Annotated in this window: 18 protein-coding genes; 2 read left to right on the top strand and 16 right to left on the bottom strand. The window is 66.5% G+C overall.

Annotated elements, in window-relative coordinates:
- The first annotated feature begins 94 nt into the window (after positions 1 to 94).
- The gene (locus NNJEOMEG_RS01130; RefSeq protein WP_173080476.1) at positions 95 to 523 is read left to right on the top strand and encodes a FlxA-like family protein; all 429 of its coding nucleotides are present in this window, start codon (positions 95 to 97) and stop codon (positions 521 to 523) included.
- Between the two features lie 36 nt (positions 524 to 559).
- Here the strand turns inward: NNJEOMEG_RS01130 and NNJEOMEG_RS01125 are convergent, their stop codons facing one another.
- The 15 genes from NNJEOMEG_RS01125 to NNJEOMEG_RS01060 form a co-directional block, all read right to left on the bottom strand.
- Positions 560 to 1309 (bottom strand): substrate-binding periplasmic protein, encoded by a 750-nt coding sequence (locus tag NNJEOMEG_RS01125; protein ID WP_173080474.1) that lies wholly within the window; start codon positions 1307 to 1309, stop codon positions 560 to 562.
- A gap of 121 nt (positions 1310 to 1430) precedes the next feature.
- Positions 1431 to 2459 (bottom strand): cytochrome d ubiquinol oxidase subunit II, encoded by a 1029-nt coding sequence (gene cydB / locus NNJEOMEG_RS01120; RefSeq protein ID WP_173080472.1) that lies wholly within the window; start codon positions 2457 to 2459, stop codon positions 1431 to 1433.
- Positions 2460 to 2475: 16 nt separating this feature from the next.
- Positions 2476 to 3777: a cytochrome ubiquinol oxidase subunit I gene (locus NNJEOMEG_RS01115; protein WP_173080471.1), complete on the bottom strand. Its 1302-nt coding sequence runs from the start codon at positions 3775 to 3777 to the stop codon at positions 2476 to 2478.
- 117 nt (positions 3778 to 3894) lie between these two features.
- Positions 3895 to 4356, bottom strand: a complete 462-nt coding sequence (locus NNJEOMEG_RS01110; protein WP_173080469.1) for an RrF2 family transcriptional regulator — start codon at positions 4354 to 4356, stop codon at positions 3895 to 3897.
- A gap of 352 nt (positions 4357 to 4708) precedes the next feature.
- Complete coding sequence (locus NNJEOMEG_RS01105) at positions 4709 to 5785, bottom strand: acyltransferase family protein (RefSeq protein ID WP_173080467.1); 1077 nt, start codon at positions 5783 to 5785, stop codon at positions 4709 to 4711.
- A 155-nt stretch (positions 5786 to 5940) separates the two neighbouring features.
- On the bottom strand, positions 5941 to 7146 hold the full coding sequence (locus NNJEOMEG_RS01100; RefSeq protein ID WP_173080465.1) for an FprA family A-type flavoprotein: 1206 nt from the start codon (positions 7144 to 7146) through the stop codon (positions 5941 to 5943).
- Between the two features lie 61 nt (positions 7147 to 7207).
- Entirely contained in the window at positions 7208 to 7369 is a 162-nt protein-coding gene (gene rd / locus NNJEOMEG_RS01095; RefSeq protein ID WP_173080464.1) for a rubredoxin, read from the bottom strand.
- A 221-nt stretch (positions 7370 to 7590) separates the two neighbouring features.
- Complete coding sequence (locus NNJEOMEG_RS01090; RefSeq protein ID WP_173080463.1) at positions 7591 to 9630, bottom strand: methyl-accepting chemotaxis protein; 2040 nt, start codon at positions 9628 to 9630, stop codon at positions 7591 to 7593.
- Between the two features lie 10 nt (positions 9631 to 9640).
- On the bottom strand, positions 9641 to 10099 hold the full coding sequence (locus NNJEOMEG_RS01085) for a cytochrome c family protein (protein WP_173080462.1): 459 nt from the start codon (positions 10097 to 10099) through the stop codon (positions 9641 to 9643).
- A gap of 423 nt (positions 10100 to 10522) precedes the next feature.
- Entirely contained in the window at positions 10523 to 13510 is a 2988-nt protein-coding gene (locus NNJEOMEG_RS01080) for an AIR synthase-related protein (protein WP_173080461.1), read from the bottom strand.
- A gap of 67 nt (positions 13511 to 13577) precedes the next feature.
- Positions 13578 to 16082: a diguanylate cyclase gene (locus NNJEOMEG_RS01075; RefSeq protein ID WP_173080460.1), complete on the bottom strand. Its 2505-nt coding sequence runs from the start codon at positions 16080 to 16082 to the stop codon at positions 13578 to 13580.
- Between the two features lie 18 nt (positions 16083 to 16100).
- Positions 16101 to 17069 (bottom strand): polyprenyl synthetase family protein, encoded by a 969-nt coding sequence (locus NNJEOMEG_RS01070; RefSeq protein ID WP_173081172.1) that lies wholly within the window; start codon positions 17067 to 17069, stop codon positions 16101 to 16103.
- A gap of 40 nt (positions 17070 to 17109) precedes the next feature.
- On the bottom strand, positions 17110 to 17829 hold the full coding sequence (mqnB, locus tag NNJEOMEG_RS01065) for a futalosine hydrolase (RefSeq protein ID WP_173080459.1): 720 nt from the start codon (positions 17827 to 17829) through the stop codon (positions 17110 to 17112).
- Position 17830: 1 nt separating this feature from the next.
- Positions 17831 to 17953, bottom strand: coding sequence for a hypothetical protein (locus tag NNJEOMEG_RS20850; protein WP_268885669.1), 123 nt, complete (start codon positions 17951 to 17953; stop codon positions 17831 to 17833).
- A 100-nt stretch (positions 17954 to 18053) separates the two neighbouring features.
- On the bottom strand, positions 18054 to 19379 hold the full coding sequence (locus NNJEOMEG_RS01060) for a nucleotide sugar dehydrogenase (protein WP_173080458.1): 1326 nt from the start codon (positions 19377 to 19379) through the stop codon (positions 18054 to 18056).
- A gap of 92 nt (positions 19380 to 19471) precedes the next feature.
- On the opposite strand from NNJEOMEG_RS01060, the gene NNJEOMEG_RS01055 reads away from it, so the two are divergent.
- Positions 19472 to 19684 carry a DUF2065 domain-containing protein gene (locus NNJEOMEG_RS01055; protein WP_173080456.1) on the top strand — a complete coding sequence of 71 codons (213 nt, stop codon included), beginning with the start codon at positions 19472 to 19474 and terminating at the stop codon, positions 19682 to 19684.
- A 13-nt stretch (positions 19685 to 19697) separates the two neighbouring features.
- On the opposite strand, the gene NNJEOMEG_RS01050 is transcribed toward NNJEOMEG_RS01055, so the two are convergent.
- On the bottom strand, positions 19698 to 20399 hold the full coding sequence (locus tag NNJEOMEG_RS01050) for a ubiquinone/menaquinone biosynthesis methyltransferase (RefSeq protein WP_173080453.1): 702 nt from the start codon (positions 20397 to 20399) through the stop codon (positions 19698 to 19700).

Raw genomic sequence — 20399 nt, 5'->3', positions numbered from 1 at the left:
CCTCGCGAAGGACATTTCATCTTCCCGCCCCTCAACTCGCGGCTCCGGATGCCGATGAGGCCTGGAGAAACAACCGTCAACCGGACCGGACGCCATGAACATCGCCAGCACGCTGCTCAGCGCGGACAAGACGCTTTCGCCCCTGGGCGGGACCCTCAAAACCGGCGCGCAGGACGCCGCCCAGGGCGCGTCCGGGACCGCGACCGCCCAGGGCGACACCGTCTCCCTCTCGGAGGCCGGAAAGCAGGAGGCCGCCAAGCTCACCACCAAGGCGGGCAAGTCGGACAAGACCTCCGTGGAGAGCCAGATCGAGAGCCTCAAGGACCAGATCGAGAAGCTCAAGGAGCAGATGGACAAGATCAAGAACGGCGACCTGCCCGAAAAGCAGAAGCAGCAGCAGATCATGATGCTCCAGAACCAGATGATCCAGCTCAACGACCAGCTGGCAAAGCTCCAGCAGCAGGCGAACGGCGGCGTGACGGGCGGCACTTCGGCCCAGGGCTTCGCCAGCAGCCTGACGTAGAAGGGGCCCTGCTCCTGCCCCGGATTCGGACGGGTTTCAGCGTCCCTCGAAGATGTCCTTGAGGATGGAACCCCACGCGCCGTCGCGGCGCATCTCGGCCAGAGTTCGGTTGAATTTGTCCAGAAATTCGACCATGTGGGCGTCCTTGGAGAAGGCAAGGTAGGCGCTGTTGCGGGCAAACGGCCGCTCATGCACCTTGAACTTGTCCCGGGAATTGGAGGAGGCCATGCAGGTCTCGGCCGATTCCTTCACGGCCAGGAGCACGTCGATGCGTCCGGCCAGGAGCTTCTCGAAGTTCTGGGCGTCGCCCTCCACCTCCTCAGCGGTGAAGAGCCCGGCGGCGCGGGCCTTGTCGAACTCGTCGCCGTAGGACCAGCCGCGCAGCACGCCCACGGTGCGCCCGCGCAGGGATTCCAGGCCAAGGTAAGGGGAGGGGTCGGAGGCGCGCTGCACCACGAGCGTGGTCTCGGTGTGCAGGGGGTCGCTGTAGTCGTAGCGCTTGAGGCGCTCTTCGGTCATGTAGAGCCCCGCCACCCCGCCGCGCCCGGTGTCCAGGAAGTGCAGGGCTCGCTTCCAGGGCAGCACCTCCAGCACCGCGGGCTGCTCCATGCGCGAGAAGGCCTCGGCCACCAGGGCCGGGTAGACGCCCGCGGCCTTGTTGTCCACGGTTGCGTACATGAAGGGCGGGTTGGCCTTGTCGAACATGACGAGCAACGGCTCGGCCCCGGCGCTGACGCTCAGAAGCGACACCGCGAGACAGGCGAGCAGAAACGTCCGTCGGTTCATGGGAACCTCCCTGGATCGTGGTCATGCATACGCCCGGGTTGGAGGCAGGTAAAGGGCGAAAACGGAAAAGCCCCCGGCGCTTGCGCTCCGGGGGCTTCGTGGTTGGAGGGGCAGGCCCGCGCTAGTAGGCCTCGTGGTAGTCCACGTCCTTCTCGGTCACCTTGTGGGAGAAGGTCTTGTACACCCAGGCCTGGTAGAGGATCACGATGGGCACGAAGGTGAGCGCCACCGTGAGCATGATCTTCAGGGTCAGGGGCGAGGAGGCGCTGTTGGCGATGGTCATGGAGAAGGCGGGGTCCAGGGACGAGGGCAGGAGCGCCGGGTAGATGCCCAGCACCCCGAAGAGCGCCACGCCAGCGATGGTCACGGCGCTGGCGGTCCAGGCGGCCAGCATGCGCCGCTGCCCGATGTACACGCGCTGCATGAGCAGCCCGCCCACCGGCAGGGCGAGCACCGCGAAGAGCAGCGGGTTTTCGATGTAGTTGAGGAAGAGCTTGGTGGCCACGGCCGAGAACACCAGGAAGAGAACAGCGACGGCCAGCAGCGCCGCCCAGAGCTTCTCCGCCACGCGGATGGCCCTGTCGCGGATGGGGTTTTCAGTCTTGCAGGCCAGGAAGAGCGCGCCGTGCATCAGGAAGGCCAGCACGAAGAGCACGCCGCCCGCCAGGCCGTAGGGGTTGAGCAGGGTGAAAAGGTTGCCCTGGAAGATGCCGTTCTTGTCGATGGGCACGCCCTGGAAGATGTTGGCGAAGGCCACGCCCAAAAGCAGCGTGGGCAAAAAGCTCCCCAGGAAGTGGATCTTGTCCCACAGGGAGCGCATGGCGGGCGTCTCCATCTTGGAACGGAACTCGAACGCGATGCCCCTGAAGATCAGGGCGAAGAGCAGAAGCATCAAGGGCGTGTAGAGCGCCGAGAACATCACGGCGTAGGTGCCGGGGAAGGCCGCGAAGGTCACTCCGCCGGCGGTGATCAGCCACACCTCGTTGCCGTCCCAGAAGGGGCCCACGGAGTTGAGCAGGATGCGCTTCTCCGTGTCGCTGCCGGCCAGCACGGGGGCCAGCATGCCCACGCCCAGGTCGAAGCCGTCCAGGACGAAGTAGACGGCCCACAGCACGCCCCACAACAGAAACCAGATGGTTCCGAGATCCATGTCTCATCCCTCCGTGTTAGTGGACCGGACCCTTCTTGGCGTACTTGGCCAGAAGGTAGATGTCGATGGCGCCAAGCATGGCGTAGACCACGATGAACGCCGCCAGGGACACGGCCACCTGGGAAGGCTCCACGGGCGACACGGCGTCCTTGGTGCGCATGAGTCCGTGGACGATCCACGGCTGGCGGCCCACCTCGGCCACGGCCCAACCGCAGTCGATGGCAATGTAGGGCAGTGGGATCACCCAGAGCAAGGCCCTGAGCAGGCGCGGCTGGTTCACCAGGTCGTTGCGCTTGATCCAGGCGAACACCGCCAGGGCGATGAACAGCGTGCCCAGGCCCACCATGATGCGGAAGCTCCAGAAGGTGATGGCCACGGGAGGACGGTCCTCGGGCTTGAAGTCCTTGAGGCCTTTCACTTCGGCGTTGATGTCGTTGTAGGCGATGAAGGAGAGGCCGCCGGGGATGGGCAGGGCCTCCACCAGATTGCCCTTCTCGGCGTCGCCGGGGACGAGCAGCAGGTGCAGGGGGGCGCGCTTCTCGGTGTTCCACTGGGCTTCCAGGGCCGCGAGCTTGGCGGGCTGGAGCTTGGCCACCAGGTTGCCCTGGGCGTGACCGGCCAGGGCGGCCAGCACGGAGAAGATCAGCGCGAAGGACACGCCGTACTTGAAGGAGCGGGTGTAGAAGTCCACCTCCTTCTTGCGCAGTAGATGCCAGGCGCACACGCCCATCACGAAGAAGCCCGAGAGCAGATAGGCCGCCGTGAGCACATGGGCGTACTCGCCCCAGGCGTAGGGGTTGGTGATGAGCGCCAGGAAGTCGTCCAGTTCGGCGCGGCCGTTGCGCATCACGTAGCCCAGGGGATTCTGCATGAAGCCGTTGGCGATGATGATCCACAGCGCCGAAAGGTTGCTGGCGATGGCCACCATCCATATGGCCGCGCAGTGCATCTTCTTGGAGAGCTTGTCCCAGCCGAAGACCCACACGCCCAGCATGGTGGATTCCAGGAAGAAGGCCACCGAGGCCTCGATGGCCAGGAGCGGTCCGAAGATGTCGCCAACATAGGCCGAGTAGCGTGACCAGTTGGTTCCGAACTGGAATTCCAGCGTGATGCCCGTGACGATGCCCAGGGCGAAGTTGATGAGAAAAAGTTTGCCCCAGTATTTCGTCATCTTCTTGTAGATTTCATCTCCGGTGCGGACGTAACGGGTCTCCATGAGGGCGACGATGATGGAGAGGCCCAGCGTCAGCGGAACGAAAATGAAATGGAAGAAGACGGCGGCGGCAAACTGCAAACGGGAAAGCATCAGGGTATCCATGCGCCTTCTCTCCTGTTCTGGCCGGTTACAAGGTTGTCCGGGCCAACCGCTGGCCCCGCCTGAATCCATGGCGAGCCGTAAGCGGTTCGCCCTTGCCCGGCCTCGCGGCCGGAAACGTCAGTTCCCGCACTCCGCCCTGGAACATCCGGCGGAGCAGAGCCCACCCGCGCAGGGCTCCGGGCATCCGGCCAGGTCGGCGAAGCTCACCGAGGCCAGATCCGCCCGGAAGCGCTTGCGCGCCCCTGCCCACACCCCGTGCACCGGGCACGTTGGGCTCATGCCGCAGTGATGAGGACTGGCCAGGCACTCGTTGAGCAGAATCTCCCCGTCCATGGCCTCCACCACCCGTAGCAGAGAAATGTCCTTCGGGGGAAGCGCGAGAAGATATCCGCCCAGCGCGCCCTGACGCACCACGAGCACCCCGGCCCGGGCCAGGCCCTGGGCGATCTTGCCCAGGAAAGCCGGGGGGATGTCCATGGCCTCGGCCACCTCCCTGCGGCTGACCAGCTGCCCGGCGGCATGCCGGGAGAGGTAGAGCACGCAGCGGATGGCGTATTCGGCGGCGCGAGTGAGCTTCATGGCCAGTCCTCAATGCGGATAATTAGGAGCTGATTTGTCCTATATCCTGGGCGAGGCGGTCTGTCAACGCAAGGCTGCTACAAAGTGGTTCGAAATCGGCGTGCAGGTCACAGGGAGCGAAGCCGGAAATGGGGCGGGAGGCCGGGGACTCAGGACGTGCCGGAACGCTCAAAATGGGTAAGGCGACGGATTCCAGGCGCAACCAGGTCGGCCGCTAGATGCCGACGTGTGGACCGAGCGGGATAGGGGCGACAATTTCCCCGGCGCGCGCTGCAACGGGGAAGCGGCAAGCCGCAGGATGCCCGGGCGGAGCGCGCTCGGGCTGCTTGAGCGGCGTCAGCCGGGTGTGGGATCAGTCTCTGGACGAACGCGAGGACACCAGGGCGGCCAGGGGCGCGAGAACGTAGCGCCGCCCCGCGGCGGCCCAGCCGTCCGCAAGGGCCTTGTTCACGTGGAACTTCAGGTATTTGTGCAGCCTTACATCCACCTGGCCCAGGTACCAGAAACCGCCCATGCAGAGCACGAAGGCCATGAGCCCGGCGATGGTGCCCGGGGGAGTGCCGGTGGTGCTCTTCCAAGAGTAGAAAACCAGGATGATGATGTTGGAGTGGATGAGGTAGAGCGTGTAGGAGTAGTCGCCCAACTGCGCCAGGAACTTGGGGGCCCGGATGCGGCTCTCCAGGCGGATGAGCCAGTCGATGAGCAGGCAGGCCAGGATGCCCAGCCAGTAGAGCACGGAATAGGCCCGGCCGTGCAGGTAGGAGAAGGTGGCCGTGGAGCCCAGGGCCACGATCGCTGCCCAGGCCATGGTGTCGGGCTCGTACTTGCGCTGGAGATAGTAGTAGGTGAGCGCGCCCATGATGAACGAATAGTTCCAGATGGCGAACCACACGGTGAAGATGTTGGGAACGGGCTGCGGGATGCGGAAAAAGTAGATATCGGTGATCATCACGCCGAAAAGCCAGGTGATGAGAAAAGAAGGAAAATAGCTTTTGAGGCGCTGATTGCAGAACACCGCGCAGATGAAATAGTACCAGATCTCGTAGACCAGGGTCCACTCGATGCCCAGCTTGTAGCTTTTGCCCATGCCGAAGGGCAGCAGGGAGAGTACATAGAAGAGGTCATCGGTGTCGAGATGGCTGCTGGTGCAGAAGCGAAGCACATAAGCGATTCCGACGGCGATGAAGTACATGGGGTAGACGCGCAGGAGCCTGTGCACGAGGAAGTGGGGCGAGTTGCGGTCCACGAGGAAGGCCATGAAATAGCCCGAGATGGCGAAGAATCCGCAGGGGATGCCGCCGAACAAGTCGGGGATGTGCCAGAAGAGAGAGAGGTCGCCCCCCTGCTTGGTGAGGTAAATCTTGATGTGGATGAGCACCACGCAGATGCAGAGCACGCCGCGCAGCGCCTGGATGAGCGTATAGGTCATGGATGTCGGTTTTGTGCCCTCTTGGATTCACTGCCGGGGAACGACGCCGGGCAAGGGGTATCCAAAAAGGGGCGTCCGGTCAACGCGGAGTGGAACGCCCGGCGGCCTCTCCCCGGGAGGGCCGCCGGGCTGACGGGATCGACGGAAGCGGGCGGCTAGACGGCGGCCACCTTGGCCTGGAGCGCCTGGGCCACACGGCGGCCCAGGTCCACGCAGGCTTTCAGCTGGTCGTGCCCGGGACGGTTTTTGGCGCGCACGCCCTCGATCATCTCGAAGTGCATGCCGACCATGAACTCGGTCATGTCTTTGAGGGCCTCGCCGCTCCAGCCGTAGGAGCCGAAAGCCGCTCCGATCTTGTTCTGGGGCTTAAGGCCCTTCATGTAGGTGAGCATGGCCGACACCAGGGGCAGCACGCCGTTGTTGTGCGTGGCCGACCCGGCGATCACCGCGCCGCTGGCGAAGACTTCGGCCATCACGTCGGAGTGGTGGTCGCTCTTGAGCGACATCACCTTCACCGGAGTGCCCGCGTCGGCCAGCCCGGAGGCGATGGCGTGGGCCATCTTCTCGGTGGAGCGCCACATGGTGTCGTAGAAGATCACGGCGCGGTTGGCGGGCTTCTGCAGGGCGTAGCGGCGGTAGGCCTCCACGGCGTAGCCCACGCCCTCGCCGCGCCAGATCAGGCCGTGGTCGGGGGCGATCATGTCGATGTCCCAGCCGCTCTTGGCCACCTGGTCGAGGATTTTGAGGGTCACGGAGGAGAAGGGCAGCACGATGTTGGCGTAGTAGCGCGCCAGCTGGACTTCGAGGTCGCGCTGGTCGATCTCGTCGGTGAAGCGTTCGGAACTGGCGATGTTCTGGCCGAAGCCGTCGGAGGAGACGAGAATCTTGTCCGGGGCCACGTAGGTCATCATGGAGTCGGGCCAGTGGAGCATGCGCGTCTCCAGGAAGTGGAGGGTGCGCTTGCCGATGGAGAGGCTCTCGCCGGATTTGACCACATGGATGGGCCAGTCCTGCGCGCCGTAGTATTCCTTGATGGCCTTTTCGCCCATGGGGGAGCAGAAGACCTTCTCGGGATTGCAGGCCTTGACCAGTTCGGGCAGCGCGCCGGAGTGGTCGGGCTCCACGTGGTTGACCACGATGTAGTCCACCTTGGCGGGCTCCATGATGTGGGCCACGTTGCACAGGAGTTTGTGCGCGAAGCGGTCTTCCACGGTGTCGATGAGGGTGTTCTTCTCGTCCTCGATGAGGAATGCGTTGTAGGTGGTGCCCATGGGGGAGCGGGAATAGCCGTGGAAATTGCGGCGATCCCAGTCCACCGCGCCCACCCAGTGGACGCCAGGCTTGATGGCGACGGGTTTCATGCGGATACCTCGGGGGGAAAGGGAGCCCGCCGCCGGGCGGCGGCGGGCGTGGAAAAGTGGGTTATTCTTCCTTGGCGAATTCGCTCTTGGGAGCTCCGCAGACGGGGCAGGCCCAGTCGTCGGGGATCTTGTCGAAGGAGGTGCCGGGGGACACGCCGTTTTCCGGATCGCCTTCCTCGGGGTCGTACACGTAGCCGCAGACGTTGCAGACATACTTGTCCATGATGCCTCCTGGAAAGATGGCGGACGAAAATGGCCGTCTTTTGGCCCTCAGCGCCGGTCGCGCCCTGGGGCGGACCTTGCCTGAGCGGCAAAGAGGACAGATCGTCCGGTCATATCGCCTGGGAGACATGTCCCAGGCGTTCGGAACCATAGCCTATTCGCGGCCCGTTGGGAATGCCTCGGGGCGCGCACGAAATCTATCAGCCGCAGCCGGGGGGGATGTCAAGTGGGAAGTGCTGCGTCATGGGAGTTCCTGCCTGAGAAACGCGAGGCCAGGTCCGCCAGGTGCGCGGACATGTCGCGCACTTCCGCGATGCGTTGGTGGGCGTCGCGGATGCGCGAGAAGATGTCCTGGGAGAGGGCGTTGATGTGCCCCACGTTGCCGTTGATGGCCTCGCTGGTGCTGGACTGTTCGTCTGCGGAGGCGGCGATGGCCCGGATCATGTCCCCGATGCGGTTGGAGTGTTCCACGATGGTCAGGAACACCTCCCCGGTGCTGCCCGCGGTGCCCGCGGCGTGCTCCATGGCCTGCCGGGTGCCGTCCATGCCTTCGGCGGCGCGGCGGGTGCCGTCTTGAATTTCGCGCACCGCTTCGGCCACTTCGCGTGTGGCGTGCATGGTTTTTTCGGCGAGTTTGCGCACCTCGTCGGCCACTACGGCGAAACCGCGCCCGGCGTCCCCGGCCCTGGCCGCCTCGATGGCGGCGTTGAGCGCAAGGAGGTTCGTCTGGTCGGCGATGTCGCCCACGACGTTCATGACGTTGCCGATGTTCAGGGCGCGGTCGTTGAGATCGCCCAGGGAGCGGGCCAGTTCTTCGGCGCGCTGGGCCACCTGGCGGGTTTCCTCGGCGGTGCGCCGGACCTCCACGCCGCCGTCGCGGGCAACCTGGTTGGCCTTTTCCGAAGCTCCGGCGGTGTCGCCCGCGACCTTCGCCACATCGAGCACGGTTTCGTTCATCTGGTCCATGGCCGTGGTGAGGCCGGAGGTCTCGGCGGCGGTCTGCTCCACGCTCTTGGTCAGGCCTTCCATCTGCCCGGACAACTCCAGGGCCGATGCCGAGAGCTTGGCGGAAACGTCCATCACCTGCTGGGCCACGTCCATGAGTTGCATGCGCTGCTCTTCCATGGCGAGCTTGGCGTCTTCCTCTTCGGTGAGGTCCATGAACACGCCGATGACGCCAAGGGTCTTGCCGTCCGCGCCCTTGAGGGGCGACACCTCGTAGTGCAGGGGAAACACCACTCCCTGGGCGTTCTCGAAGTGCAGCTTGCCGCTGGCGGCCTGGCCCGAGGCGAACACGTCGCGCGAGACGCTGACGGGCGCGCCGCCTTCCGAGAGCGAGATGTCGGCGTGGCGGCACAGCAGGGCCGACTCCTTGCTGCCCAGGATGCGCGCGAGGTGGTCGTTGACGAAGCAGAACTCCAGGTTCTGGTTGGTGACGAAAAGCGGGATGTTGATGCCCGCAAGCACGCTCCGGTTGTAGGCCAGCTGGTCCTGGATGGTGGAGACCATGGCGGCCAGGTCCGAGGCCAGCCCGGCCAGTTCGTCCTGGCCTTTCATGGCGAAGTCCACGTCGTGGCGACCCTGGCGCACCAGGGAGGCGTTGTCCGCGATGGTCTTGACCCTTCCGAGCACCGCGCGGCGCATGAACCATGTGACAAGGGCCAGCAGGAGCACCATGCCCGCCAGGGAGATGGCCCCGCCCATGAACTGGTCGTGCACCGTCTGGGTCAGCACGGGGGTGATGTCCTGGAGCACCACGATGGCGCCCAGCACGGGCTTGGACGCCCCGTGGCAGTGGTGGCATTCGGCCTCGTTGCGGATGGGCTTGGTCATGGCCAGGAACTCCCGGCCGTCCAGCGTTGTGCGGCCGGAGCCTTCCTGCCCGGCCAGGCTCGCCGCGGCCAGGGACTGAATGTCCGGAGCGGGCAGGGCCTGGGCCAGGTCCTTGCGCACGACGGCGGGGTCGGTGGCGTAGGTCACGTTGCCCCGGAAGTTGGTCAGGTAGATGCGCGAGGCCTTGTCGCGTCCGGCCACCTTCTCGAACACGTGGGCGGTCTCCTGGTTCTTGCCCAGGCGCATGGGCTCTTCCACGGCCAGGAGGATCAGGTCCGCCGTGCGCCCGGAGCTGGAGGCGGCCAGCTGCATGGTGGAGCGGGCCTGCCAGGTGGCGTTCGCGGCGAAGAGCCCGGAGAAGACGAGCACCGAGACGACCGTGATGAGCAGGACCACCCGCACGCCCAGCGACTGATAGAACAGGTGCATGGTGAACCTCCTAGTGCGCTCCTCCGAAGAGCATGGGCTTGAAACCGAAGGACTTGACGCGCTGCTGGTTGTGGCAGGTCTGGCATTCCTCCACGTTGGGCTTGGATTTGATGAGGGCCTTGTCGCCGGATTGGACATGCTCCGACCCCGGGCCGTGGCAGACTTCGCAGCCCGCGTCGGCCAGGTGGGGCGTCTTCTCGAAACTCTCGAAGCCCCCGGGCTGGCCGTAGCCGGTGGTGTGGCAGGCGTAGCACTCCTTGATTTCGGCGGGCTCGAGCTTGGAGGCCATGATCTGGACGGACTGGAAGGAGTGGGCCTTCTTGGCGAACTTGCTGAACGAAGCGAATTCCTTGGCGTGGCACTCTTCGCAGGCTTTCGAGCCCACGTAGGTGGATTGCTTCGCCGTTCTGCCCTGCGGCACGGCGATCATGAGAAACGTCACAGCCAACAGAATGCCAGCCAGCCTCATGAGCGCCCCCCTCACGTGTTTCCAGTGCAATCGTTGGAGAATACGGAGGATCATTACGGAAATCAGACTGATGATGCAACGGAAAAAAATTGCGCCAAGGGAGGTGATTTGATAGGATATCAAATTTTTGATTTCACCCGCTCCCGTCCGGGTGAAGGGGAGGGAGAGCCCAAAGTGGGGACGAGCCGAGCGGCTCCGGCAAATCCGGTCTTCCGGGGTTGCCATAAGGAAAGGGCGTCCGCGAACGCGGACGCCCTGGCAGTCGGCGGAGCCGACGGCCCTGCGCGGAGCGCAGCCCGGAGCAGGGCGGCTTTGCCGCCCGTGGCGGCTCTCGCGAACCCGGTCTTCCGGGTTCGCCCTAAGAAAAGGGCGTCCGCGAATGCGGACGCCCTGGGTAGAGCGCGAAGTGCCCGGAGCGGGGGGTTACCAGTCCAGGGTGGCCTTGAAGGCCTCGGCCAGCGCGTCCACGGTCTCGCTCAGGAGCACGGCCTCGCCGCGGCGCACGGTGAGCTTCCCGTCGGTGGTCACGCGGCCCACGGGGGCCATCCACTGCCCGGCGAAGAGCTTCTCGAAGCTGGCCACGTTGGCCGAGGGCACGCCCACCACGAAGCGCGAATGGCTCTCGGAATAGAGCACGGCCAGGGGATCGGAGCAGTCGGGGCTTGCGGGCACGCGGGAGAGGTCCACGTCCGCGCCCAGGCGTCCGCCCAGGCACATCTCGGCCAGGGCCACGGCCAGGCCGCCGTCGGAGCAGTCGTGGCAGGCGTTGTGCTGTCTGCCCTTGGCGGAGCGGCGCAGGGCCTGGTAGCGCCGTTTGGCGCTCACGGCGTCCACCTGGGGAACGTCGGCGAAGGTGAGCCCCAACTCCTCGCCCAGTTCCGAGGCCCCCAGCTCCGGGCGCGTGAGGCCCAGCACGTAGACCACGTCCCCGGCCTGCTTGAAGTCGGAGGTGACGGCCTGGGAGGCGTCGTCGATCACGGAGAGCGCCGTGAAAAGCACCGTGGGCGGGATGGAGATCTTGGCCCCGCCGCCGGTGTAGTCGTTCTTCATGGAGTCCTTGCCAGAGACGCAGGGCACGCCGTAGGCTTGGCAGTAGTGGGCCAGGGCCTGGTTGGCGCGCACCAGCTGGGCCAGCTTGTAGCGCCCGTCGGGGGTCTTCTCGGACTGCACCGGGTCGCACCAGCAGAAGTTGTCCACGCCGGCCATGTGCGCCAGGTCGCCGCCGGCGGCCACGGCGTTGCGCACGGCCTCGTCGATGGCCCCGGCCATCATCCAGTAGGCGTCCAGGTCGGAGTAGCGGGGGCAGATGCCGTGGGAGAGCACCAACGCCTCGCGCCGCGAGAGCACGGGGCGCATGACGGCCGCGTCGGCCGGTCCGTCGCGCTCCACGCCCACCAGGGGCTTGACCACGCTGCCGCCCTTCACCTCGTGGTCGTACTGGCGGATCATGTATTCCTTGCTGCAGATGTTGAGCCGCCCGAGCATGCGCTTGAGAAGGCCCGCGTGGTCCACCTCGGCGGGCAGAGGGGAGTCCTCGGTGGCGGGGCGTTCCCACACGGCCTCCAGGCGCATGCGCGGCGTGCCGTCGTGCAGGAAGTCCATGTCGAGCAGGGCCACGGGCTTTTCGCCGTAGACGGCCTTGAAGCAGCCCGAGTCGTTGAAGCTGCCGAGCACCGTGGCCTCCACGTCCATTTCGGCGGCCAGGGCCAGGAAGTCGTCGATGCGTTCGGGGGGCACAGCCAGAGTCATGCGTTCCTGGGCCTCGGAGAGCAGGATCTCCCAGGGGCGCAGGCCGTCGTACTTGAGGGGCGCGCGGGCGAGATCGAGGAGCGCGCCGCCCGAGTCGTTGGCCATCTCGCCCACGGAAGAGGAGAGGCCGCCCGCGCCGTTGTCGGTGATGGCGTGGTAGAGCCCCGTGTCGCGGGCGCGCATGAGGAAGTCGTACATCTTGCGCTGGGTGATGGGGTCGCCGATCTGCACGGCCGTGGCGGGCGATCCCTCGTGGAGTTCTTCCGAGGAGAAGGTGGCCCCGTGGATGCCGTCCTTGCCGATGCGTCCGCCGGTCATGACGATGAGGTCGCCCGGCAGGGCGCGCTTGTCCTGGCTGGGTTTGCCGTTCACCTGGGCGGGCATGAGGCCCACGGTGCCGCAGAACACCAGGGGCTTGCCCAGGAAGCGCTCGTGGAACACCACGGAGCCGTTCACGGTGGGGATGCCGGACTTGTTGCCGCCGTGCTCCACGCCCTCGCGCACGCCTTCCATGACGCGGCGCGGGTGCAGGAGCCTCGGGGGCAGGGGCTCGTCGTGGAAGGGCGAGGCGAAGCAGAAGACGTCGGTGTTGCACAGGAGGTTGGCGCCCATGCCGGTGCCCATGGGGTCGCGGTTGACGCCCACGATGCCGGTGAGCGCGCCGCCGTAAGGGTCCAGGGCGGAGGGCGAGTTGTGGGTCTCCACCTTGACGCAGAGGTGGTGGTCTTCGGAGAAGCGGATCACGCCCGCGTTGTCCTTGAACACCGAGAGGCAGATGTCGTCCTGGCCCATGGCCTTGCGGATGGCCTGTGTGGAGCCCTGCACGTAGGTCTTGTAGAGGCTGGAGATGGCCTGGGACCGGCCGGTTTCGGCGTTGCGGTAGTCGATGTCGGCCGCGAAGATCTTGTGCTTGCAGTGCTCGGACCATGTCTGGGCCAGCACTTCCAGTTCGGCGTCGGTGGGGTCCTTCGGCAGTCCCTGGGCTGCGCGGCGGGCCTGCACGTCTTGGCGCAGGAAGTGGTCGCGGATGGCGTGCATTTCTTCCAGGGAGAGGGCCAGGACGTTCTCGCGGGAGAAGGCCATGAGCGCCTCGTCGTTCATGGCCGAGAGCGGCACGGTGAGCACCTCGTCGGAGGAGCGGCCCGTCACCTGGGCGGCCTTGGGCTCGAACCCGGGCTTCTCGGCCCACTGGGCGGCGGACTTGATCTCGAAGCGCTGGATGAGCTCGTTGCAGAGGTGGTCCTTGGCGATGTGCTCCACCTGGGCCGGGGTGAGGCTGCCGCGCAGGGCGTACTGGGCGGAGGTGTACACGGCCACGTTCTTCGCCTGCTCGCGGGTGAGGCCCAGGGCCAGGGCCAGGGTCTCGCGGGCGGTGCGGCCCTCGTTGTCGGTGACGCCGGGGCGCAGGCCCACCTCCACGATCCAGTCGAAGTCACTGGCCAGGGGATCGAGGGAGGCCAGGTGGGAGACGGGGTCGTGCAGGGCGGCGATGTCCACGGCGCGCCGGACCTGATCGCGGTCGAGACCGGCCACGGTGTAGGTCTTCACCACGGCGGCGTCGTCCACGGGGACGCCCAGCTCGTGGGTGATGCGGTGGGCGGCCCTGCGGCCGGGGATGTCCTGCAGGTACGGTTTGGGAGCTACTTCCACCCGAAAGAGCATGTCGGAAACCTCATGGGCGTTGGATTTGCGCCCGCCTGACCCCTGGGGAGGCGGGCGTGTGAACGGTTCAGGGCATGGGGGCTTCGCCGGACCAGACGATGCAGCCGCCTCCCTGGCTTTTGGCCGTGTAGGAGGCCTTGTCGGCGCGGCGCAGCAGGGAGGAGGGCGTCTCCTCGGCTTCGAGCATGGCCAGACCGGCGCTCATGCCCAGGCGTCCCTCGAAGTGCTGGGAGACGGCCTCGTGGAGGCGCTGGGCCAGGTGCATCAGCTGGGCGGGCTCCACCTCGGTGACCACCACGGCGAACTCGTCGCCGCCGTAGCGGCAGGGGTAATCCATGCCCTTGCGCAGGCGCGCCTTGAGGATGCGGGAGACGGCGCGCAGCACGTCGTCGCCGGCCTGGTGCCCCAGGGTGTCGTTGACGGCCTTGAAATTGTCCAGGTCGAAGAAGAGCACGCCCATGGGGCGCTTGGTGCGCTTGCTGCGCTGGGCCTCGCGCTCCAGGATGACGTGGAACTGGTAGTGGTTCAAAAGCCCCGTGAGCCCGTCGAAGAGGGCCAGGCGCTTGAGCTTGTCTTCCAGGCGGCGCACGGTGGTGATGTCGCGGCCCACCACGAGCCACTGCTTCTGCCCGCCCGGGGTTTTGGGCAGGGGGGAGAAGACGAACTCCAGGTTGTGCGGCTGTTCGCCCGGCGCTCCGGGCGTAAGGGCCTCCACCGGGGCGGGCGCTCCCGCGAGCATCTCCGGCCCCCAGGCGCCCTGGTGGACGCTGGTGGGCCGCGCCAACTGGAAGAGATTCTTCTCCAGCAGGTGGGCCACCCGGGGGGAAGCGAAAGTGATGCGGCCGGTGGCGTCGATGGTGAACACCGAATCGCGCATGGACTTGACGAGCTTCTCCAGGAATTCACCCTGCTTGAGGGCCTTGAATTCCCAGCCGGAGACCAGGGTGACGTCCTCCAGGAAAAGCAGGATCTCGTCGCGCCCCTGCCACTGGCGTTTTTCGGCGGCCAGGTAGACGCAGGCGTCGGTGTCGTGGTGCTCGCCCTTGTAGAGGCAGAAGATCTTGTGGAGCGAAGTCGCGCCCGGATCGGCCAGGAAGGAATCCCACTGGGAGTCGCGGGAGAGGTCCTTGCCTTCGCCGAGGGCGGTCCAGAGGTCGCGTCCGAGGCAGTCTCCGGGGAGCCCCAGGAACTGGCGCAGGCGGTCGTTGATCTCCTGGATGGCGCCCGAAGGCGAGAGCCTGGCCACGCCCACGGGCAGCTGGTCCAGGGTGTGGGCCTTGGCCTCCAGCACGCTCTGGCGCAGGGCGAAGTGTTCGTAGTTCTGGCTGACGAAGCGCACGTAGAGCCCCAGCAGGCGCAGGGTCTCCTGGCTCAGGCCCTGGCGCGGCAGGCGCAGTTCGCCCAGGAACGGCCCGGAGGTGACGATGGGGAAGCTGTGGGACTTGGGCGCGGTCCAGGGCAGCGCGTCGCGCGAGCCCGAGGTCCCCAGCCGGGCGGGTTCGCGGCCCTCCTGGGAAGCGAAGAGTTCCCAGTCGTTGTATTTGGGCACGCCCAGGGCCAGTTCCCAGCGGCGCACGTCCCAGATGAAGCGCAGGTGCCGTCCGATGATGGCCGCCACCTCCTGCCTGCCGTCGGACGCCTGGGCGATCTCCGAGGCCAGGAAGTGGTATTCCTGCATGAGCTTTATGCTGTGCTGGTAGAAGCGGTCGTCGTGGGGCGCTTCCTCGATGCCCAGAGTGGCGAGCATGGACTGGAAACGCTGGGCGCAGCGTATGAAGAGTTCGTCCATCTCTTCGGGGCCGATGTCCAGGCGGCGTTGCAAAGCGGTGCGGAAATGGAGCACGCTGGCCGGGTTGCCCGAAGTCCCCAGTTCCAACTCGGACCAGCGCGTGGCCAGGATGATGCACTGGGTCAGGGGCGAGTGGGCGTCGAGGCTGTCCATGTCGTGGTGGAAGGCGATGCAGGCCTGGTCGGAGGCGGAGATGTTCAGCTCGTCCAGGAGGTCCGCGGTGAGGCGGCAGTGGTCCGCGCTCCAGGCCCCGCGTTCGGCCTCCAGCTGTCCGGGCACGAAGGCGGTGATCACCCCGTGGTGGCCCAGTTCTTTGAAGCCCGTGGGATCGGCGCAGACCATGAGCAAGAGGGAGATGTCCTTGAGCAGGGCCGTGAGGTAGGCTTGGTCGGAGAGGTCCGGGCAAAGGCGTTCCGCCAGGAGCTCGGCCGCGATGGCCGACCACACGATGAGCCGCCAGTTGGCGAAGAAGTCGATGCCGTGCTTTTTGAACGCCTCGCCCAGGTGCTTCTGGTAGGAGATGGACAGGGCGATCTTGAGGATTTCCTTGGTGCCGAGGATGGTGGCCGCGCGGTTGAGGTCGGTGACCTTCTGCCCCGCGTTGTAGTAGGGCGAGTTGGCCAGGGTGAGCACCGTGGCCGTGAGCACGGGGTCCATGCCGAGGATGCGCGCGAGGATCTCGAAATCGGGCGTGGGTTTGACCGCCTCTTCCAGGAGCTGAAGCGTCACCGGGGGGAAGGTGATCTTCATGCACTGGCGCAGGGAGGCGATGGTGTTGCTCATAAATCCTGGTGTCGCGTGTTATTTTTCGCGCCGGGCCATGCCCTCCAGGGCGGCGAGCAGCAGCCGTTTCTCAGGGGAGTCCGGGAAGCAGTCCAGGCAGTCCCGGGCCTTGAGCAGGTAGTCCGCAGCCATGTCCCTGGTACGCTCCGCGTGGCCCCCGGCGACGACTGCGGCCACGGCGGATTCTGTCTCATCGTCGGGGAGGATGTTCTCTTTCAGGGCTTTTGTAAACCTTTCTTTCTGCCCGGGCGGCAGCTGGTCGATGTAGAAGATGAGCGGCAGGGTGAGCTTGCCCTCGCGGATGTCCGCTCCCTTGGGCTTGCCCGTGACGGCCGAGGGCGAGGCGTAGTCCAGCACGTCGTCCACCAGCTGGAAGGCCACTCCCAGGTTGAGCCCGAAGTCGCCCGCCGCCTTCACCTGCTCCTCACCGGCCCCGGCCAGGATGGCCCCGGCCTGGCAGGCGGACTGGATGAGGCAGGCGGTCTTGCCGGTGATGATCTCCATGTAACCGTCGTAGCCCAGGCCGATGTCGCGGATGTGGGCGATCTCCTGGATTTCGCCGGTGACGGTGGCCAGGATGGCGTCGGAGAGGCAGGCGGTGAGTTCCGGGCGTCCGTAGGCGGCCACCATGGTGTTGGCCAGGGCCAGGAGGGCGTCGCCTGCCAGGATGGTGTGGGTGCTGCCGAAGGCCACGTGGGCGGCGGGCTTGCCCCGGCGCAGCTCCGCGCCGTCCAGGATGTCGTCGTGGAGCAGGGTGGCGGAGTGCAACAGCTCCAGGGAGCAGGCCAGGGGGTACACGTCGTCGCCCGCGTGGCCGAGCGCCCTGGCCGTGAGGATGGTGAGCAGCGGGCGCAGCCGCTTGCCTCCGGCGTCCAGGACGTGCTGGGCCGTGGGCCGCACGTAGGGGCTCAGGGCCTCCACGCGGCTGCGGAGGCAGCTTTCGATGAGGGGCAGTTCCCGGGCCTGATATTCGGCGAATTCTTTCATCATGTGCTTTGAATCTAACGGGTTCCACCCGGTTGCGGGGTCAGCTGCCCAGAAGGGCGTCCAGCGCGGCCTCCAGGCCGGCGAGGGCCTCGTGGAGTTTCCAATTGGCCCGGTCGCGCTCCCCGATTGCGTTGGAGATTGTCCGGACCTCCAAAAAAGGCAGGCCTCTCGCGAGGCAGGCCAGAGCCAGGGCGAAGCCCTCCATGTTTTCCGCCAGCGCCCCGTGCCGGGCGGCCAGGGCCTCGGCCCGGACGGCCGACGCCGTGACGGCGGCGCTCGTGACGAACAGGCCCCGGGGCCAGTTGTCCGGCAACGCCAGATCCATGGCCCGGGCAGCCTCCCCGGGAACCAGCCCGAGGCGCTGGAACACGCGCCCCGACGGCCCCTCCCACTGGGCGAAGCCGAAGTCGTTGGCGTCCGCCAACTGGCCGGGTCCGGCCACGCCGTAGTCCGGGTAGAGTTCCGCGTCGGCCAGCACCGCGCTCCCCAGGGGGGCGCGCGCCGAGTCGAAACTGCCCGCCACGCCCAGGCAGAGCGCCCCCGAAAGTTCCAGGCCCTCGGCGCGGGCGGCCTCCAGGGCGGCCCCAACCTCCAGGGCGGCGTTGAGCGGCCCCACGCCCGTGACCAGCAGAAGCGCCTCGCGCCCGGCAAGGCACGCCCTGGCCCGTCCCCGGCGCAACGGAGGCATCCCCTGCGGCAGCCGCTTCCCCAGGGCCGCGCGCATCTCGGCCCAGGTGGCCGTGACCAGCAAAAGGGTCACTTCAACGCTTCCTCACCGTGGCCAGGAGCCTTCCCCCGTCCAGTTCACGCAGAGAGACCACATCCGCCATGCGGTGGCGGCTCACCAGTTCCAGCTTGCGGCTCTGGGCGGGGTCGATCTCCACCTCGATGCAGGCGCCGCTCTCCAGGGACTTCAGAAGCGAACTCGCTTCCAGGAAGCCTCTTCAGCAGTCGCCCGAACACACGAGGCGGAGAAGTTCCACGCTAGAGCCTCCAGTAGGTCAGTCCCGCGTCCAGCACCCGTTGTCTGTCCAGCGCTCCCCGGATGTCCATGACAAGCCCGGCCTCGGGGACGGTGAAGCAGCCAGCGATCCGTGCCGGATCCATGGTTTTGTAGGCGTGGTGCCCCACCGCCACGATGAGCGCCTCCAGGCCTTTGAAATCTTCCATGGGCGAGAGGGTGAGCCCGTATTCGTGCATGGCCTCCTCTGGGGCGGCCATGGGGTCGTGCACGAGGACGTTCACGCCGTATTCGCCCAGTTCACGGATTACGTCCACCACCTTGGTGTTGCGCAAGTCCGGGACGTTCTCCTTGAAGGTGAGGCCCCACACGCCCACGGTGGACCCGCAGATGGGCCGCTTGGCGGCGATGAGGCGCTTGATGCACACTTCGGCCACGTGCTTGCCCATAGAGTCGTTGATGCGCCGCCCCGCCAGGATCACCTGGGGGTGCAGGCCCAGGCCCTCGGCTAGGAAGGTGAGGTAGTAGGGGTCCACGCCGATGCAGTGGCCGCCCACCAGTCCCGGCCGGAAGGGCAGGAAGTTCCACTTGGAGCCAGCGGCCTCCAGCACCTCCTGGGTGTCGATGCCCACCTTCTCGCAGATGAGGGCCAGCTCGTTCATCAGGGCGATGTTCAGGTCGCGCTGGGTGTTTTCGATCACCTTGGCGGCCTCGGCCACCTTGATGGAGCTGGCAGGATGCACCCCGGCGCGCACCACCGAGCCGTAGAGCCTGCAGAGCAGTTCGCGCACCTCGTCGGTCTGCCCGGCCACCACCTTCACGATGGTCTCCAGGGTGTTCACCTTGTCGCCGGGGTTGATGCGCTCGGGGGAGTAGCCCACGAAGAAGTCGCGTCCGCAGGCCAGGCCGGAGTTCTCCTCCAGGAGGGGCACGCAGATTTCCTCGGTGAGCCCCGGATAGACCGTGGACTCGAACACCACCACGCTGCCGGGGGAAAGCTGCCTGCCCACCGTGATCGACGCGCCGCGCACGGGGGCGAGGTCGGGCCTGCGGTGGGAGTCGATGGGCGTGGGCACCGCGACGATCACCACGCCGCAGCCTTTGAGGCATTCCGGGTCGTGGCTGTAGAGCACGTCGGCCGAGGCCAGGGATGCGGCGCTCACTTCGCCCGTGTCGTCCACGCCGCTTTTGAGGCGCTCCACGCGCCGGGGGCTGATGTCGAAGCCCGTCACCTTGAAATGCCCGGCAAGCGCCACCGCCAGCGGAAGGCCCACATAGCCCAGGCCCACCACGGCGATCCTGGACTCGCCGGACTTGAGTTGCTCGAACGTTACCAATGCAGTCTCCATGACGATTCGTTGAAGCCCAGGCTCACTACCGGACTTTGCCCCCGGCATCAAGCGGGCTGGACATGGCCCGCTCCGCGCACTATCACGTGCCGATGAACATCGATTGGAAGCTCCTGCTCCTGGCCGTGGGCCTTGCCCTGGTCTTCGAGGGCATGCCCTATTTCCTCTTCGCGGAAAAGATGCCGGGCGTCCTGCGCCAGCTCTCGGCCATGAAGCCTCGCTCCCTGCGTTTCATGGGCATGACGGCCATGGCCGTCGGCCTGTTTCTGGTCTGGTTCATGACGCGCCACGCCGTCCTGCCCTGAGGCTCGCCCTCCGTCAGTCCTTGACGGCCACGTGGACCACCACGATCCCCAGCGCCATCTTCTCCCACTCCACGCGCGCAAAGCCCGCGCGCGCCAGTTCCCCGGCCAGTCCGTCGGCGTCGGGGAAGGCCATGATCGTGTCCGCCAGGTAGCGGTAGGCCCCCGCGTCGCGCGAGAAAACCCGGCCCACCAGGGGCAGCAGCCGGTTCAGGTAGAGCCTGTAGAGCCCGCCCAGGATAGGCTGGCGGCCAGAGCCGAACTCCAGGATGCACAGCCTGCCGCCCGGCTTGAGCACGCGGAATAGCTCCGCGTAGGCCTCGGCCCGCGGGATGATGTTGCGGATGCCGAAGGCGATGGACGCGGCTTCGAAGCTTTCGTCCCGGAAGGGCAGGGCGCGCCCGTCGGCCTGCACGGGCGCGATGCGTCCGGGGCGCTCCAGCTTGGTGCGGCCCTTGGCGAGCATGGGCAGGCAGAAGTCGGCGGCGGCCACGAAGGCCCCGGGGTGACGCCCTGCGATCTCCAGCGAAACGTCCAGGGTTCCGGCGGCCAGGTCCAGCACGCGGCAGGGCTTCGCTCCGGGCAGGTTCATGCGCTCCACGAGACGGCCGCGCCAGAGGATGTCCAGGCCCAGGCTCAAGAAATGGTTGAGAAAATCGTACCAGGCGGCAATGCGCCCGAACATGGAGGCCACCTTGCGGCCGTGGTCGCCCGACAT

It is taken from the genome of Fundidesulfovibrio magnetotacticus (assembly GCF_013019105.1).
GTDB classification, from domain to species: Bacteria; Desulfobacterota; Desulfovibrionia; order Desulfovibrionales; family Desulfovibrionaceae; genus Fundidesulfovibrio; species Fundidesulfovibrio magnetotacticus.
This window is presented reverse-complemented; position numbering and strand designations above follow the sequence as displayed.